The organism is Natrinema pallidum, assembly GCF_005890195.1.
GTDB lineage: Archaea > Halobacteriota > Halobacteria > Halobacteriales > Natrialbaceae > Natrinema > Natrinema pallidum.
Map to the genome: position 1 here is coordinate 3,402,005 of NZ_CP040637.1, position 16,882 is coordinate 3,418,886.

Consider the following 16,882-nt stretch of genomic DNA (forward strand, 5'->3'; position numbering starts at 1 on the left):
ACGCCCGCGGCAAAATGTAGTGCGAAACCGCTCCACCCTCCGTTCGCTCGCGCTGCTCGCTCACATCAGCCGTCGGCCCGCTCGCTCCCGGTGGTCGCTCGCGGGTGCAGCGCTCGACCAAACCGCAGCGGCAACTCAGTTCTGTGCCGATCGTAAGTGGTTGTACCGAGCGCAAGCGGTTGTACCGAGCGCAAACGAAGTGAGCGCTCGGCGTTTTTCACCAACGTTTTTTGGCGGGGTTCGACTGAGCGAACGGAGTGAGCGAAGGAGGACCCCGTTACAAAAGGTTGGTTCTAGAAGGAAACCGCGTCGGGCGAGTACGGGCTTCCGACAGGGGTCGGATCGCGGTCGCTGTAGCCGACGCGGCCGACGGCCTTGTCGCTGACCGCGGAATAGACCGCAAAGCGCGCGTCCTCCGAATTTTCGAAGGTTTCGGGCTCGAGGCGGGCGAGTACATCGCTGACCGTCTCGGTCCCGTTCGGGAGTTCGAGGGTCCGATCGCCGTACTCCTCGATCAGTTCCTCGGTCGTCGCTGGGTACTCGTGGTCGTCGATGACCTCGCCGGTGCCATTGAGCAGCATTACACGCTATTCCACGTGAACGATAATTATAAACATTGTCCATGCATGTTTCCTAGTAGCACTGTATACCTAATACACCTAGTAGGCCCCTAGAGATCGCGACGGTCGGGACGGGAATGAAGAAATGCCTTTAGCAACGGGGCCGTTCGGATACCGTATGCCATATGCGGACTTACACGTCCACACGACCCGCTCGGACGGCAGCCTCGCGCTCGAGGCGGTCCCCGAGGCCGCTCGTCGCGGCGGCGTCGAGGTCGTCGCGGTGACGGATCACGATCGGGTCCAGCCCTTCGACGGGCCGGTCGTCGAGCGCGACGGTGTGACGCTCGTACACGGAATCGAGTTGCGGGTCGAGACGCCGGGGGGACAGCGGATCGACCTGCTGGGGTACGGACTCGAGCCGAGCGCGTCGCTCGAGGCGATTCTCGCCGACATTCAGGACAACCGGATCGAACGCGGGCGGGCGATCGTCGACTGCGTGGAGTCGCGACTGGGGATCGATCTCGACGTGACCATCGACGGCGGATTCGGGCGACCGCACATCGCGCGAGCGATCGAGGCCCATCCCGGAACAGAGTACGAGTATCAGGGCGCGTTCGATCACCTCATCGGCTCCGACTGTCCGTGTTACGTGCCCCGGGACGTCCCGTCGTTCGAGACGGGGCGGGACGCACTGGCCGAGTCGTGTCGGCTCATCTCGCTTGCGCATCCGCTGCGATACCGGGACCCGGACCGCGCGCTCGCGCTGGCGGCCGACCTCGATGCCGTCGAACTCCAGTATCCCTACGGCCGGGATGTCGCCCGCGAGCCGGTCAAGCGCGCCATCGAACGCCACGACCTGCTCGCGACCGGCGGCAGCGACGCTCACGACGACCGCCTGGGAATCGACGGCCTCTCTCGGCGCGCGTACGACCGACTCGGGTTGACAGATAACTAACCCAAATCCTGGCCGCGAGCGGAGGGTTCAATGCGACGTGGTCCCAACAGCGGGATATGAACTGCCACTACTGTGACCGCGAGGCCGCCTTTGCGGCTGAGTCCGATGGACTCAAAGTCGGCCTCTGCGAGGAACACTTCCGCGAGCGGTTACAGGAGCTCGCCGAAGCCGACGGGCTCGAGAGCCTGAAGGAGAAAGTCGACGTCGATCGCGCCGAGTAAGCGTCGCCGCGTCGTTTCAAGCCGTTCGTCCGGCGTCGACGTCGATGGCGTCGACCGGACAGACGTCGACACAGAGCATGCAATCGATACACTGTGCTTCGTTCGCTGGGTCGGCTTTCTCTTCGCTCTCGGGGTGACCCGGCGTATCGATCCACTCGAAGACGTCGACGGGACAGTCCTCGACGCAGGCACCGTCGGCGAGACAGATGTCGAAGTCCACGGCGACGTGCGTTCCGTGAATACCGAGTTCTTCGGGCTCGTCGACGGGGCCCCAGACCGAGTGGCCCTCGTGTTCGTCGACCTGGTCGCGGTTCTCGTGGAACTGTGGGTCTATGGCCATTGCTAGCAGCTTAAATGTGAGACGCGTACTTAAAAGTGCGTACTCGCTGCAATTCGCGTTGCGACGGGACCCGCGGAACGGGACAGCGCGTACGTCGAGGGGCCGTGGGACGACCGAGTTGGCCGCCGAGCGACACCGAAACCGGTCGGGATGGCGGCTCCGGACCCGACAGCGGCGAGGATCGATCCGCGAGCGAGGCGCTTTTGCGACTCCTCTCGAAAACACGAATATGGATCTCACCCATCGCCCCCGGCGACTCCGACAGGATCGCGTTCGCGACCTCGTCAGCGAGACGAGCCTCGAGCCCGCCGATCTCATCGCGCCGGTGTTCGTCGATGCGACGACCGACGAGCGCATCCCCATCGAGTCGATGCCCGGCCACGACCGCGTGCCGATCGACGGGATCGTCGCCCGCGTCGAGGACGTCCTCGAGACCGGGGTCGAGGCGGTCATGCTCTTTGGCATCCCCGAATCGAAGGATCCCGAGGGGAGTCGCGCCTGGGCCGACGACGGCGTCGTACAGGAGGCGGTGCGGCGGATCACCAGCGAGACGGACGCTTACGTCATTACCGACGTGTGTCTCTGTGAGTACACCGATCACGGTCACTGCGGTCCGCTCGAAGCGGAGCTACGCAGCGAGGGCGGTCTCGAGGACGGGCCGGCCTGCGAACCCACGATGACCGTCGATAACGACGCGACGCTCGCGGCCCTGGAACAGATCGTCACCTCCCACGCCCGTGCGGGCGCTGACATGGTCGCCCCGAGCGGGATGATGGACGGGATGGTCGGAACCATCCGATCGGCGCTGGACGAAGCGGGGTTCGAACACGTCCCGATCATGAGCTACGCGGCCAAGTACGAGAGCGCGTTCTACGGCCCGTTCCGGGACGCCGCTGACGGCGCGCCCGCGTTCGGGAACCGCCGGCACTATCAGATGGATCCGGCCAACGCCCGCGAGGCCGTACGAGAGGTTCGCCTGGACGCCGAGCAGGGCGCGGACGTGATGATGGTCAAACCCGCGCTCCCGTACCTCGACATCATCAGTACCATCCGCCGCGAGTTCGACCACCCCGTCGCCGCCTACAACGTCTCCGGCGAGTACGCCATGCTTCACGCCGCCGCCGAGAAGGGCTGGCTCGAGCTCGAGGCAGTCGCCACGGAATCGCTGCTGTCGATCAAGCGGGCAGGTGCGGATCTCATCCTGACGTATTTCGCCGAAGACGTTGCACAGCGGCTGTAGCGACGGTCTCGACCGCTGCCGATTCTCTCGTGTGAGCCCCCGAATCGAAACCGACCACGTTCTGCCGCAGGGAACGGTCGATTAGACGAACGTCAATATCGTCCCCGGATCGCGTGACGGGGCGGCAATATCTGCCGCGCGCGGGCGCAGTCGCGTCGGGACGGCCCGTTCGGGCGACGATTCGCGGGGAAAGTATTCGATTTCGAGCCGTTCGCCACCCGATCCTGGGTGACAAACACGTAAAATATAACCGCCGCTCGAAAAAGACGTGATTTCCAACGCCCTTATATGCATTAAATCTGCTTTAGCATTGGACGGATAAACATATTACAGCCAATATTCCGCCCATTCGTCAACGCTAATCCTTAAATAGAGCAGAGACAATCGACTCGAACGTGATTAGGAGGACAATCATGAACGAAGCTGCACTAAAAGAGGACGATCGTATGGTGAGTGGAAGTTGCAGTGACCGGGAGAGAAGGGTGAGTGTCTGATGGAGCCGACGCTCCTGCAGACCGACGTGGACCCACAGGTCATCGCCGACGGGGTCAATCTCCTGTGGGTGCTCGTCGCGACCTTCCTGATCTTCTTCATGCACGCCGGCTTCGCCATGCTCGAGGCGGGACAGGTGCGTTCGAAGAACGTCGCCAACCAGCTGACGAAGAACCTGTTGACCTGGAGCGTCGGGGTCGCCGTGTTCTTCCTGATCGGTGCGGCGATCTCCGGCGTCGTCGGCGGCGATGGATTCTCGCTGACGTTGGCCGCCGAAAACCCGAACGAGTGGGTCGACTGGCTGTTCGGTGCCGTCTTCGCGATGACGGCGGCGACCATCGTGTCGGGAGCCGTCGCCGGCCGTGCGAAGCTTCGTGCGTACGTCGGCTACACCTTCGTGCTGGCCGCGGTCATTTACCCGGTCGTCGCCGGGATGGGGTGGGGCACGGCAGGGCCGCTCACTGCAGATGGCGTGCTCGGTGCCGTTATCGGAGCCGGATTCCACGACTTCGCCGGCGGGATGATCGTCCACGGAATGGGCGGCATCGCCGGTCTCACCGCTGCCTGGGTGCTCGGCCCGCGCATGGACCGGTACAACGACGACGGCAGTGCAAACGTTATTCCCGGCCACTCGCTGACCTTCGCCGTGCTCGGAACGCTCATCCTCGCGTTCGGCTGGTACGGCTTCAACGTCGGGACCGCGGCGACCGTCTTCGAGGTCACCGACTCCGGTGACCTCGCGCTCGCTTCCTTCGCGACCGTCGGCCGCGTCGCCCTGACCACGACGCTCGCGATGGCGTGCGGTGCGATCGGAGCCGGCCTCGTCGCGTGGCTCAAGACCGGAAAGGTCGATACGCTCTACGTCGCGAACGGCCTCCTCGCCGGTCTGGTCGGCATCACCGCGATCCCCGACACCACTGCGTGGTGGGGCGCGTTCGTCATCGGCGGCATCGCCGGCGCACAGTTACCGATCGTCTTCGAGTTCGTCGAGGACTACCTGAAGATCGACGACGTCTGTGCGGTCTTCCCCGTCCACGGCTCTGCGGGTATCATCGGAACGCTCCTGTTCCCGTTCGTGGCGGCACCGGGCGTCGTCGATAGCGTCGGGACCGCGTTCGCGGCGCAAATCGCTGGCGTCGCCGTCATCACCGTCTGGACGGTCGCTGCGACCGCGATCGTCTTCGGCGCGTTCAAGGCCGTCGGACAGGCCCGCGTCTCCGAGGAACACGAACGCGACGGCCTCGACGTCTCCGAACACGGCGTCGACACCTACCCCGAGTTCGGCCAGCCCGATGTCGCCACCGATGGCGGCCACACGGAGGAGATCATCCGTTCCGACGGCGGCGATCCGAACGACGGGCGGATCAAGATGGTCACCGCGATCGTCCGCCCCGACCGCCTCGGCGCGATCAAGCAGTCGCTGGCCGAAGCCGGCGCACCGTCGCTGACCGTCACCAACGTCTCCGGTCGCGGCTCTCAGCCCGCGAAGAAGGGCCAGTGGCGCGGCGAGGAGTACACGGTCGATCTCCACCAGAAGGTCAAAATCGAATGCGTCGTCGCCGACATCCCCGCCCAGGAGGTCGTCGATGCCATCCGCGAGGGTGCCGAAACCGGCGAACCCGGCGACGGCAAAATCTTCGTCATGCCCGTCGAGGGCGCGACGCAGATCCGCACCGGCAAGACCGGACCCGACGCCGTCTGAATTCGGGACGCGGCCGACCGTGCGGTCCCCGTCGATTCGATCGAAGGCACCGGCAGTCGATGCGGTCTCGTCCGGTTCCCCGGTTTCTCGAGCGACCACGAGTGGCGGGTGAGCGGCCGAGTAAACGAGCCCACGCGTACACGTTCGGCAGTTCCTGCCGACGGATCGGCGTCGAACCTCGGTACTACTTTGCCCCGCGACTGCGAAAACCCGCGCATGACCGAGGACAATTCACGCGAGCTGTACGACCGGGCGCTATCGGTGATGCCCGGCGGTGTCAACTCAGCGGTTCGCGCGGCGATCGAACCCTATCCGTTCTTCGTCCGGAAAGGCGAAGGCGGTCACGTCATCGACGCCGACGGAAACCGCTACATCGACTGGGTGATGGGGCTCGGCCCGCTGCTGTTGGGTCACGACCTCCCCGAGCAGGTCCAGGCCGCTATCCAGCAGAAGGCCAGCGAGGGACCGATGTACGGCACACCCACGCCGGTCGAAGTCGACCTGGCGGAGTTCGTCGTCCGCCACGTCCCCAGCGTCGAGAAGATCCGGTTCGTCAACTCCGGGACCGAAGCCACCACCTCCGCCGTGCGACTCGCGCGGGGGTACACCGGCCGGAACAAGATCGTCGTCATGCAGGGTGGCTACCACGGTGCCCAGGAGTCGACGCTGGTCGAGGGCGACGCCGACGATCCGAAACCGTCCTCGGCGGGGATTCCGCAGTCGTTCTCCGAGCACACCCTTCCCGTCCCGTTCAACGACGAGGAGGCCATGCGCGAGGTCTTCGAAGACCACGGCGACGACATCGCGGCGGTCCTCACCGAACCCATTCTGGGTAACTACGGCATCGTCTACCCCGAATCGGGCTATCACGAGTTCCTCCGCGAGATCACCGACGACCACGGCTCCCTGCTGATCTTCGACGAGGTCATCACCGGCTTCCGCGTCGGCGGGCTGGGTTGTGCACAAAGCGAATTCGGCGTCACGCCGGACCTGACGACGTTCGGCAAGATCATCGGCGGCGGCTTCCCCGTCGGCGCGATCGGCGGTCGCGCCGAGATCATCGAGCAGTTCACACCCTCCGGCGACGTCTTCCAGGCCGGCACCTTCTCGGGTCACCCCGTCACGATGGCGGCCGGCCTCGAGACGCTGAAGTTCGCCGCCGCAAACGACGTCTACGACCACGTCAACGGACTCGGCGACCGGCTCCGGCATGGGCTGACCGACATCGTAACCGATCAGGCCCCCAGCTATACCGTCACCGGAACGGACAGCCTGTTCAAAGTAATCTTTACGCGGGACGGGCCGGGTCCGGACTCGCTCGAGGAGCAGTGCGAGGCCGGCTGTCGGCAGGACCCGACCTGTTCGCGATACGACTACTGTCCGAAAAACGCCGCGGACGTCAAAAACGCCGAGACGGAGCGCTGGCGGCGCATCTTCTGGGGCGAAATGAAAGATCGGGATGTCTTCCTCTCGCAGAACCAGTTCGAGTGTCAGTTCGTCAGTTACGGCCACACCGTCGCGGACGTCGAGGAGACGCTCGAGGCGTACAAGGAAGCGCTCTGATCGCGTCCCGTTCGGTGTGTTCCCGACGGCGAACTCGCCGCGATCGGCGGTATCGGCGGGGCCGACGGCGTCACGGCCGCGCACTCACGGGTCCCGACCGAGCGTCGAACGGCGAAAACCGAGGCGGAGTCACCAGGGTCAGTCGTCGTCGCTGACCGGATCGGCCGGGCTGCGGTCGCCGAAGATTCGGTCGGCGATGACGTGACCGCTCGTCTCCTCGGCGGTCGCCTTCCGCTGGAAGAGGAGTTTCGCAACGACGTCCCAGGCGAACAGGACCGCTCCGAGGATCAACAGCGTATCACCGGGCATACGCAGCCAGAACAGCGTCTGGATGAGCCCGCCGTTGTAGAACTCGAGGCTTCGCGAGGCGGCATACCCCTGCGTGAACGCGGTCTCGAGTTGGAGGAAACCGACGGGGAGCAGCGACAGGAACAACATCAGCGCGAGGCCGAGGTTGCACAGCCAGAACGACCAGCGCAGCCGGCGTTCGGACCAGTGGGTGTTACGAGTGGTCACGCGGAGGATGTAGACGGCCATTCCCATCGCGAGGAAGCCGAACGCACCGAACATCGCGCCGTGGGCGTGGGCGACCGTCAGATAGGTCCCGCTCTCGAAGTAGCTGATCACCGGCAGGTTGATGAAGAAGCCGATCACGCCGGCCCCGAAGAAGTTCCAGACGGACGAGGCGACGATGAAGTAGAAGGCCATTCGGTAGGGGAAGTCCGTGCCGGCGGTGTCCATCGCACGGTACTGTCCCAGCGCCTCGTAGAGGATAAAGAGCAGCGGGATGAACTCGAGGGTCGAGAAGACGCTCCCGATCGGCAGCCAGACTTCGGGGAGGCCGGCCCACCAGTAGTGGTGAGAGACGCCGATGATGCCGCTGCCCATGACCAGCGCGGCCTGGAAGATGACGGCTTTCTCGGCGGATTTCTTGGTGAGGAGGTTCATCGAGACCAGCGTCAGCGCGATAACGACGATGATGAAGAACTCGAAGACGCCTTCGACCCACATGTGGACGACCCACCAGCGCCAGAACTCCGTCATGACGAAGTTCGTCTCGGGCGTGTAGAGGAAGCCGGCCATGAACAGCAGGCCGATAGACCCGCCCGCGTAGACGATCATATGGGCCAGCCCGTAGCGGGGTTCGCGGTCGAGTAACGGTTTGAACCCGCGTGCGACCAGGGCAGTCCAGCCGAGGAAGCCGACCAGCAGCCCGGCCTGCCAGATACGGCCGATCTCGACGTACTCCAGCCCCTCGTTGCCCAGGAGCCACCAGAGTTGGCCGTCGAAGACGTTGTTGATGCCAAGCCAGATGCCGGCCAGGCCGCCGACGGCGACGACGAGCAGCGCGCCGATCAGACCCTTGATGTAGAGGGCCTGCTTGCGCGGTTCGTGACCCGTCAACAGCGGCGCGAGGAACAGTCCGGCACCGAGCCACATCGTGGCGATCCAGAGCACGCCGAGGTCGACGTGCCAGGTCCGGGCGATCGACCAGGGAAGCCACTGGAGGATGTCGAACCCGAGTAGCTCGTTGAGGCCGAAGAAGCCGTCACGCTCGATGTAGTAGTGGGCGAGCAGACCGCCGAGGAACGTCTGGAGAACGAACAGCACCGCCCCGATGAGGATAAATCTGGTACTCAGTAGCTGACTCGGCGTCAGATCGATCTCCTTCGGATGGGGGATCGAGACGCCCCCGGCCTCCGGTTCGGGGAGTTCGACGGCCTGGTAGAGCCAGATCGCGATCCCGGCACCGGCGACCAGCAACACCATCGCGATGACGCTCCAGGTCATCACGGCCCCGCCGGCGTCGTTACCCGCGGCCGGCGAGTACGGGAAGTCGTTCGTGAACGAGACGTCGGTTCCCGGACGGTCGGTGTGAGAAATCCAGGCGGTCCACAGCGCGAAGTCGGCGAACTGCTCGGCCTCTTCCTCCGTCGGAATCAGCCCCTCCTGAATCCCCCGCTCGCGGTCGCCCTCGTGGTACGTCTCGACGTAGTCCTGACGCACCTGCTCGTGGGCATACGCCTCCGCCGCGGAGTACTCGACCCGCTCGCCGTGGGTACTCGACTGGAGTTCCTGACGAACCGTCTCGTCGATCGCGGCCTGTTCGGGCGTCTCGAGGTCCTCGTAGGCCGTCTCGTACTCCTCCTGCGCGTAGTAGTCGCGCATGTAGTCGGTCTTCAACTCGAGGGTATCGGCCGTGTAGTCGACGTCGTAGTAACTACCGCGGCCCAGCATCGACCCCTGGTTCATCAAGCCGTTCTCCTGGAAGACGGCTTTCCCGGACTGCACATCGTCGCTCGTCGCGACCGTTTCGCCGTCCGGACCGACGATCGTGTTCGGGATCTCCGGTTCGTTCTCGTAGGAGAGCCACGCCCCGCCGCCCATGACGACGAGGTTCACGACGAAAATCGTCGCGAGAAACATGGCGAGTTGTTTTCTGGATATCTGCATGACAATCGGACCTCGAACCTGAACCCCCCTCAAATAACCCAGTAGTTCCTACGATCTGGAAGAAGGTCCGAACACGTTCGCAGGGGCTGTTAGGGGACGTGAGTTCGTAGCAATCCCCCAACCGTCCGTCGATCGACGGCGGTCGGGGGCTCCGATGCGCTCACGAAGCGGAACGGGCGAAAACAGTCAGTCCGCGGCCGTGACGATCGCGTCCTGATAGCTCGCGATTTCCTCGAGAACCGACTCGCGGTCGTCTTCATCGACGTCGAACTCGGCGAGCGCGTCGTCGAGGTGCGTCGCGATGGCCTGGAAGTCCGTCGGCGTGATGCCCATGTCCGCGTGAACGGCTTCCATCTCGCCGCCATCGTACTCGACCGGACCGCCGGTGACCGAACTGATGAACTGGGCCTGATGTGCGCGCTGTTTCTGCATATCGACGTCGTCGAAGTAGCCGACGACCTGGTCGTCCGCCATGATACGGTCGTAGAATTCGTCGACGACAGCCGTAATCGCGTCTTCACCGCCGAGTCGCTCGTAGAGGGTGTCTGCCATTCGGTCGAATATTCGACTGCCACGTAATATAAATAGCATCCCGAACGTGTTTCGCGAAAACATTGTGTGTCAACCTCAATCGAATGGGTTCGGAGCCACTGCAGCAGTTCCATCACGCGACCCGATTCCGTTCCGGTTCGTGAAATCGCATGCGTTTCCCGCGTCGGACAAGCGTGCGCTTTTCATACTCGAGGCACCGACTGCACCCTATGAGAACGCGCGGGACATTGCGACTGGCGACGAGGGGGTCCACACTCGCCCGGCGACAGGCCACCCTGGTACAGGAGGCCCTCGAGGAACGGCGGTACGAGGTCGAACTCGTCACCGTGGAGACGACGGGGGACCAGATCAGAGACGAATTGATCCATCAACTCGGGAAGACCGGCGCGTTCGTCCGCGAACTGGACGAACGCGTCCTCGACGGGGAGCTCGACGCCGCGATCCACTCGATGAAGGACATGCCGACCGAACAGCCCGCGGAACTCGTGACCGCAGCGGTCCCCGAACGGGGACGGCCCGGCGACGTCCTCGTCACGCCCGACGGGGCGACGCTCGAGGAACTGCCATCGGGCGCGACCGTCGGGACCTCGAGTCTCCGCCGGCGCGCGCAACTGCTCTCCGAGCGCTCGGACCTCGAGGTCGAGCCACTGCGCGGGAACGTCGACACGCGCCTCGAGAAGTTGCTCGCGCCCGCGCTGCAAGCGGAACACCAGGAGCGCTCGGAGGCGGACAAAGAGCGCAAGGGTAACACCGGTAACGAGGACTTCGAGCCCGAATACGACCGCACGGTCGACGAGTGGTTCGACGATCTCTCGGAACTCGAGAAGGGCGCGCTCGGCCGCGAGGTCGAGACCGAGTACGACGCTATCGTCCTCGCTGGCGCGGGCCTCGAGCGCAGCGGGCTCGCCCACTACGTCGACTATCAGGAGTTGTCGACGTCGACGTTCGTTCCCGCACCGGGACAGGGGGCGCTCGCGGTGACCGCACCCGACGGGGAGACGGCTCGGGATATTCAGACGCACATCGATCACCCGCGAAGCCGCGTCGAGACGACCGTCGAGCGGACGATTCTGTCGGAACTCGGCGGCGGCTGTATCGCGCCGATCGGCATCTACGCGATCGTGCAGGGCGAGTACGTCCACACGAACGTCAGCGTCTTCGACCGCGACGGCGAGGAGTCGGTGACCGCCAGCCGGGACCTGCCGGTCGAGACGTACGCCGATGCCGCCCGCTCGTTCGCGCGGGACCTCGCGGATCGCGGCGCGGCGGAACTGATCGAGCAGGCCCGAGCGGCGGCTGACGGCGACGACGGGACCGCCTCCGAGGGAGATAAGCCCGAGGGGAAATAGCTAGCGAGTACCGAATGTCAGACAACGCTATCGACGTCGACTCGGGCACCGTCTACCTCGTCGGCAGCGGACCCGGCGACCCCGACCTCTTGACCGTCAAGGCAATGCGCCTGCTCGAGGCCGCGGATGTCGTCCTCCACGACAAGCTACCCGGCCCCGAAATCATCGATATGCTCCCCGAGGACCGCCGCGAGGACGTCGGCAAGCGCGCCGGCGGCGAGCGAACGCCGCAGTCGGAGATCAACGAGCGACTGGTCGAACTCGCCCGCGAGGGGAACGCCGTCGTCCGGCTCAAGGGCGGCGACTCCTTCGTCTTCGGTCGCGGCGGCGAGGAGGCGGAGTACCTCGCGGCCCACGACGTGCCGTTCGAAGTCGTCCCCGCCGTCACCTCGGCGATCGCCGCACCCGCGGTGGCCGGAATTCCAGTCACGCACCGCGATCACGCCTCCTCGGTTTCCTTCGTGACGGGCCACGAGGACCCCACGAAGGAGGAGTCGGCGGTCGACTGGGACGCCCTGGCCGCAACCGGCGGTACCATCGTCGTCCTGATGGGTGTCGGCCGGCTCCCGGACTACACGGACGCGCTGCTCGAGGCTGGCATGGCTCCCGAAACGCCGGTCGCACTGGTCGAGCGGGGCACCTGGCCGGGCCAGCAGGTCGCGACGGGGACTCTCGAGACCATCGTCGACGCCCGTGACGAGGCGGGTATCTCCCCGCCCGCGATAACGGTGATCGGCGATGTCGCCGGCACGCGCGAGTCCATCGTCGACTTCTTGCGAAACGACTACGGGACAGCCGAGGACGAGGCGTAACCGATGAGTACCGCACACACAGTGGCCGTCTTCCGCCCCGACGACGACCGCCTCGAGCGGGCCGTCGACGTGCTCGAGACACTCGGAGCCGAGCCGGTCCCCGACCCGATGCTGGCAGTCAACGCGACCGGCACGGTTCCTCGAACAGACGCCGAGTACGTCGTCTTCACCAGCAAGACCGGCGCGGCACTCGTCTCCGAGGCAGGCTGGGAGCCGGGCGACGAGATCGTCTGTGCGATCGGCCCGGCGACGGCCGACGCGCTCCGTGAAAAAGGGTATGCGGTCGACCTCGTCCCCGACGAGTTCACCTCGAGCGGGCTCGTTACGGCGCTCGAGAGCCGGGTCGACGGCGCGCGCGTCGAGGTCGCGCGTAGCGACCACGGCAGTTCGGTGTTGCTCGAGGGGCTCGACGACGCGGGCGCGTACGTCCACGAAACGATCCTGTATCGGCTCGTTCGGCCCGAGGAAAGCGGCCGCTCGGTCGAACTGGCCGCCGAGGGGGACCTCGACGCCGCCTGTTTCACCTCGTCGTTGACCGTCGAGCACTTCCTCGAAGCCGCCGCCGAACGCGGGGTTCGCGAGGACGCACTCGCGGGACTCGCGGATGCGACCGTCGGCGTGATCGGCGAGCCGACGGCCGAGACTGCCGCCTCGCTCGGAATCGACGTCGACGTGGTGCCCGCCGAGGCCACGTTCGATGCGCTCGCTCACGAGACGGTCGCAGCGATCCCGAGTCGGAGCGAGTGAGCCCGTCTCACGGGGCCACCCGTCCCGGGGAAGAATCGGCGATCGGGAAGGCTTTATTTATCGCCGATGGAGCTGGTGTCATTCGTGACCGACCGTCGTCCCGTCCTCAAAACGATCGCCATCGGTTTGAGCAGCGCGGCCGGGTGTCTCGGCACGACCGGCGATGACGCCGTCGAACGACTGGCCCCCGAACGGGAGCTGTGGTCGTTCGAAGCCGACGGTCGACTCCCCGCGACTCCCGCCGTGGCGAACGGCCGTGTCCACGTCGGCAGCCTCGATCGGAACGTCTACGCGCTCGATCCGGAGACGGGCGAGGCTCACGCGGTTCGAAACCGACAACACCGTCATCGCCGCACCGGTCGTCGCCGACGACGTTGCTTACATCGCGAGCAACGACGGACGGGTCTATGCCGTCGACGTACTCTGATTCGAGGCCTCCCCTCCCGATGAGAGACTCGTGTGCGAGGACGGCGGCCTCGATCACCGTACTGACTGGTGTGGCGGATCGAACGGGAACCGTACTCGATAGCGATCGGACTCGCCACGATCCGCGTGACCGCACCTTTATCCCCGAAGCCGCCCCACAATCCCTCGATGGCAGGGCCGGTTCCCGAACTCGAGGATCGCGCGAGGACGTGCGCAACACGGCTGTGCACGGCCGATCGCGTGTTGCTCGCTTCCCACATCGACGCCGACGGACTCACCAGCGCCGCGATCGCTGCACAAGCGCTCGAGCGCGCGGAAATTCCGTTCGAAACGGTCTTCGAGAAGCAACTCGACGAGGACGCGATCGCCGCGATCGCGGCGACCGACTACGAGACCGTTCTCTTTACCGACTTCGGGAGCGGCCAGCTCGACATCATCGGCGACCACGAGGATGCGGGCGAGTTCACGCCCGTCATCGCCGACCACCACCAGCCCGCCGACCGGGACACGGAGTTCCACCTCAACCCGCTCCTGTTCGGCATCGACGGGGCCTCGGAACTCTCGGGTGCCGGCGCGAGTTACGTCCTCGCCCGGGCGCTGGCCGACGTGTCCGACACCGATCCGGAGACATCGGTTGCGGCCGATGGAGGGGCCGCCACCGCGTCGGGGACCGCGAACGCCCGCGCCGACAACCGCGACCTCGCCGCCCTCGCCGTCGTCGGTGCCGTCGGCGACATGCAGGCCGCCGGCGGCGAACTCCACGGCGCGAACGAGGGCATCGTCGAGGAGGGCGTTGCAGCCGGCGTCCTCGAGACGGGGAAGGACCTCGCACTGTACGGCAAACAGACCCGGCCGCTCCCGAAACTGCTCGAGTACGCCACCGACGTCCACATCCCCGGCATCTCGAACGACGAGAACGGCGCGCTTCGCTTTCTCGACGGGCTCGACCTCGAGTTGCAACGCGACGGCGAGTGGCGGCGCTGGGCCGATCTTTCGAACGACGAGAAACGGACGGTCGCCAGCGCGCTCGTCCGGCGTGCCGTCTCGAGCGGCGTGCCCGCGACGAAGATCGACGGGCTCGTCAGTACGGCCTACGTCCTGTGCGAGGAACCCGTCGGGACCGAACTCCGGGATGCAAGCGAGTTCTCGACCCTGTTGAACGCGACCGCCCGCTACGAGCGGGCCGACGTCGGGCTGGGTGTCTGTCTCGGGGACCGAGACGGCGCGCTCGAGCGGGCGCGCCAACTGCTGCGGGAGCACCGACGGAACCTCTCGGCGGGCATCGATCTCATCACGAGCGAGGGGGCGACCCATGAGGAGCACGTCCAGTGGTTCCACGCGAGCGACGAGATCCGTGAGACCATCGTCGGTATCGTCGCCGGGATGGCGATGGGGAACGCGGGGATCAGCCGCTCGAAGCCGATTATCGCCTTCGCCGAAAAGAACGACGAGGAGATCAAGGTCTCATCGCGAGGCACCCACTCGCTCGTCCGGCAGGGACTCGACCTCTCGGTCGTGATGGGCGAGGCCTCCCGGGCCGTCGGCGGCGACGGGGGCGGTCACGACGTCGCGGCAGGGGCCACGGTTCCGAAAGGGAAAGAGGACGTGTTCGTCGAACGCGCCGACGAAATCGTCGGCGAGCAACTCTCCTGATCCCGACAGGCGACCGTTTTTCGAACCGGCTCGGAGAACGAAGTCCTACAAGGAGGCGAGCGACTCGAGACGCGACTCAGGTCGATCCGTCCATCGAGGCCGGGACCGTCGGTAACAGCGGCGCGCGCGAGGTGAACATGTAGGCCGTTTTCCGCACCGCACCCTTCCCGTACTGGACGGCGCTCTTGTGGATCGGTGTCCGCTTCCCGCGGATCTGGGTCCGGCCTTCGAGGATGGCCTCGACGAGATGGGCACCGTCGATGTCGGCTTTCGTCGGGGTTGCCGTGTCGGGTGTCACGACGACCTCGGTGTAGGCTTTGCCGACGTTCGGCAGGTAGTGGGCGTCGCTGGCACCGATCTGTGGATAGTCGCGGCGCTCGGCGAACGTCCGGGCGCGTCGATTGCGGTAGCCGGTAAAGACCATCGAGTTGTAGGTCTCGATCGCGTCGGCGTCCTCGATGGTGCCTTTTCGGACACCGTGTCGGCTGCGCTGGAACGGATGGGGGACGATCGCCACGCCGCCGAGTTCGCGGACGGTTTCGACGGTCTCCATGAACGGTTGCCCGGCATCGGGCCGCGTCTCGACGCCGATCGCCAGCAGGTGGCCGTGCTGCGTCGAGACCTCGACACCGGGGATACCGATCAGCCCGTAGTCGGGCGCGAGATCGGCGGCACGCCGTGATTCATCGATCTCGTCGTGGTCGGTGATAACGACACTGTCGAGCCCGATATCGGCGGCATGCTCGAGGATGAGTTCGATCGGTTCGTGCCCGTCGTAGGAGTCGTCGGAGTGGACGTGAAAGTCGATCGCGAACGTGATCTGAGTTGTCATAGGGGCCAACGGTGCAGCGGGAGCGCTACCACCAATAACTCGTTATCCCGCATAAACACTGTGCTGCCGCCGGCAGTCACGGATCGGTCGAAATTCAATATATCGTTACTTGGTTTATTGGTCGGATCGTCCGTCCCCGAGGGCAGACGCTGAGGGCTCGAGACGGGGCCACGCGGCCGAAACCGATCGACAGCCGTTCCAACGGTATTGACGACCGAAAACGTCGGGAACCGACGGCCCGTCGAAACAGGTCTCGCCGAAAGCCGGTTCGACGCCGCACTTCGACGGTGGCACGGTTCGAGTGCCCGTCGCAGTTCGATCCTCATGCGCTCTCACCCTGGGTTCGACGACCGCGGATGGGAGAGGACGGGCCGCTCGAGAACTGCCGCGCGGGCGAGTTCGAGCGTGTCGATGGAACTCCGTGGACACCACGAGTTCGTCCGGGAACTCGTCGATTCGGACCGTAGCCGGCCCGATGAGGTCGCCCGTGCGCTACCCAGAAGCAGGTGGTCAGCAGCCCTCCACCGGTCACTCGGAGCACTCGCGTCGCCGATGGCGTCGGAGTCGAATGGACAAACACCGTTCGCGCCGCTTCGCAAGACACTGGTGACGTGGCCGTGCTCGAGGCGATTCGCTGCGGTTCGTCCGCACCGAAAAGAGAACGATCAGCCGCGCGGGTCGGTTTGGTGGCCGAACTGCTCGCGAACGGTTGCACCACCGGCGATGCCGCAGGTCGCCCCAGAACGGTCGTGTGGAACGTCGGTCAGCGGCGCAAAGACTCGAGTTCCGAACCGGAAACGACGGAGCGGATCGACTTTCTGCCCGTGAATAAATTGTATATCGCTACATGAAATTGCCGGTCGGCGTGCCAGGAATCGTCGCGGAGCGTGATTAGGCGGGCCTAAAATTCGGTGGACTTATCATGTTTTAGGTTAGCCTAAATGATAAGCGAGCGGTCCCCGATGGTACTGGTGAGAGCGG

General features: G+C 65.3%; 15 protein-coding genes. 9 read left to right on the plus strand and 6 right to left on the minus strand.

Going from position 1 to position 16,882, the window contains the following annotated elements:
- Nucleotides 1-293: 293 nt before the first annotated feature.
- Nucleotides 294-581 (minus strand): DUF5789 family protein, encoded by a 288-nt coding sequence (locus tag FGF80_RS16955; protein ID WP_006184909.1) that lies wholly within the window; start codon nt 579-581, stop codon nt 294-296.
- A 157-nt stretch (nt 582-738) separates the two neighbouring features.
- On the opposite strand from FGF80_RS16955, the gene FGF80_RS16960 reads away from it, so the two are divergent.
- A complete protein-coding gene (locus FGF80_RS16960) occupies nt 739-1,518 on the plus strand; it encodes a PHP domain-containing protein (protein WP_138655317.1) in 780 nt (259 codons plus the stop codon).
- 56 nt (nt 1,519-1,574) lie between these two features.
- The gene (locus FGF80_RS19345; protein WP_006183007.1) at nt 1,575-1,739 is read left to right on the plus strand and encodes a DUF6757 family protein; all 165 of its coding nucleotides are present in this window, start codon (nt 1,575-1,577) and stop codon (nt 1,737-1,739) included.
- Nucleotides 1,740-1,755: 16 nt separating this feature from the next.
- On the opposite strand, the gene FGF80_RS16965 is transcribed toward FGF80_RS19345, so the two are convergent.
- On the minus strand, nt 1,756-2,079 hold the full coding sequence (locus FGF80_RS16965; protein WP_006184912.1) for a 4Fe-4S dicluster domain-containing protein: 324 nt from the start codon (nt 2,077-2,079) through the stop codon (nt 1,756-1,758).
- 229 nt (nt 2,080-2,308) lie between these two features.
- Here FGF80_RS16965 and hemB point away from each other — a divergent pair, with 229 nt between their 5' ends.
- From hemB to hemL, 3 genes are all read left to right on the plus strand, one after another.
- The gene (gene hemB, locus FGF80_RS16970; RefSeq protein ID WP_138655319.1) at nt 2,309-3,319 is read left to right on the plus strand and encodes a porphobilinogen synthase; all 1,011 of its coding nucleotides are present in this window, start codon (nt 2,309-2,311) and stop codon (nt 3,317-3,319) included.
- Nucleotides 3,320-3,812: 493 nt separating this feature from the next.
- Nucleotides 3,813-5,513, plus strand: coding sequence for an ammonium transporter (locus tag FGF80_RS16975; RefSeq protein ID WP_138655321.1), 1,701 nt, complete (start codon nt 3,813-3,815; stop codon nt 5,511-5,513).
- A 216-nt stretch (nt 5,514-5,729) separates the two neighbouring features.
- A complete protein-coding gene (gene hemL / locus FGF80_RS16980) occupies nt 5,730-7,076 on the plus strand; it encodes a glutamate-1-semialdehyde 2,1-aminomutase (protein ID WP_006184915.1) in 1,347 nt (448 codons plus the stop codon).
- A gap of 138 nt (nt 7,077-7,214) precedes the next feature.
- Here the strand turns inward: hemL and FGF80_RS16985 are convergent, their stop codons facing one another.
- Nucleotides 7,215-9,530, minus strand: a complete 2,316-nt coding sequence (locus FGF80_RS16985) for a nitric-oxide reductase large subunit (protein WP_138655323.1) — start codon at nt 9,528-9,530, stop codon at nt 7,215-7,217.
- Nucleotides 9,531-9,716: 186 nt separating this feature from the next.
- Nucleotides 9,717-10,082: a group I truncated hemoglobin gene (locus tag FGF80_RS16990; protein ID WP_138655325.1), complete on the minus strand. Its 366-nt coding sequence runs from the start codon at nt 10,080-10,082 to the stop codon at nt 9,717-9,719.
- Nucleotides 10,083-10,291: 209 nt separating this feature from the next.
- Between FGF80_RS16990 and hemC the strand changes: the two genes are divergently transcribed.
- From hemC to FGF80_RS17005, 3 genes are read left to right on the plus strand one after another with little or no spacing between them, the layout of a single operon-like run.
- A complete protein-coding gene (hemC, locus tag FGF80_RS16995; protein WP_006184918.1) occupies nt 10,292-11,431 on the plus strand; it encodes a hydroxymethylbilane synthase in 1,140 nt (379 codons plus the stop codon).
- A gap of 14 nt (nt 11,432-11,445) precedes the next feature.
- Nucleotides 11,446-12,243 carry a uroporphyrinogen-III C-methyltransferase gene (cobA, locus tag FGF80_RS17000; RefSeq protein ID WP_138655327.1) on the plus strand — a complete coding sequence of 266 codons (798 nt, stop codon included), beginning with the start codon at nt 11,446-11,448 and terminating at the stop codon, nt 12,241-12,243.
- Nucleotides 12,244-12,246: 3 nt separating this feature from the next.
- A complete protein-coding gene (locus FGF80_RS17005) occupies nt 12,247-12,990 on the plus strand; it encodes a uroporphyrinogen-III synthase (protein ID WP_175417051.1) in 744 nt (247 codons plus the stop codon).
- 78 nt (nt 12,991-13,068) lie between these two features.
- Here the strand turns inward: FGF80_RS17005 and FGF80_RS20010 are convergent, their stop codons facing one another.
- The gene (locus tag FGF80_RS20010; RefSeq protein ID WP_238705312.1) at nt 13,069-13,311 is read right to left on the minus strand and encodes a hypothetical protein; all 243 of its coding nucleotides are present in this window, start codon (nt 13,309-13,311) and stop codon (nt 13,069-13,071) included.
- Between the two features lie 273 nt (nt 13,312-13,584).
- On the opposite strand from FGF80_RS20010, the gene FGF80_RS17020 reads away from it, so the two are divergent.
- The gene (locus FGF80_RS17020; RefSeq protein ID WP_138655331.1) at nt 13,585-15,069 is read left to right on the plus strand and encodes a DHH family phosphoesterase; all 1,485 of its coding nucleotides are present in this window, start codon (nt 13,585-13,587) and stop codon (nt 15,067-15,069) included.
- 76 nt (nt 15,070-15,145) lie between these two features.
- Here the strand turns inward: FGF80_RS17020 and FGF80_RS17025 are convergent, their stop codons facing one another.
- Entirely contained in the window at nt 15,146-15,901 is a 756-nt protein-coding gene (locus tag FGF80_RS17025; protein ID WP_138655333.1) for a CehA/McbA family metallohydrolase, read from the minus strand.
- Nucleotides 15,902-16,882 lie beyond the last annotated feature (981 nt).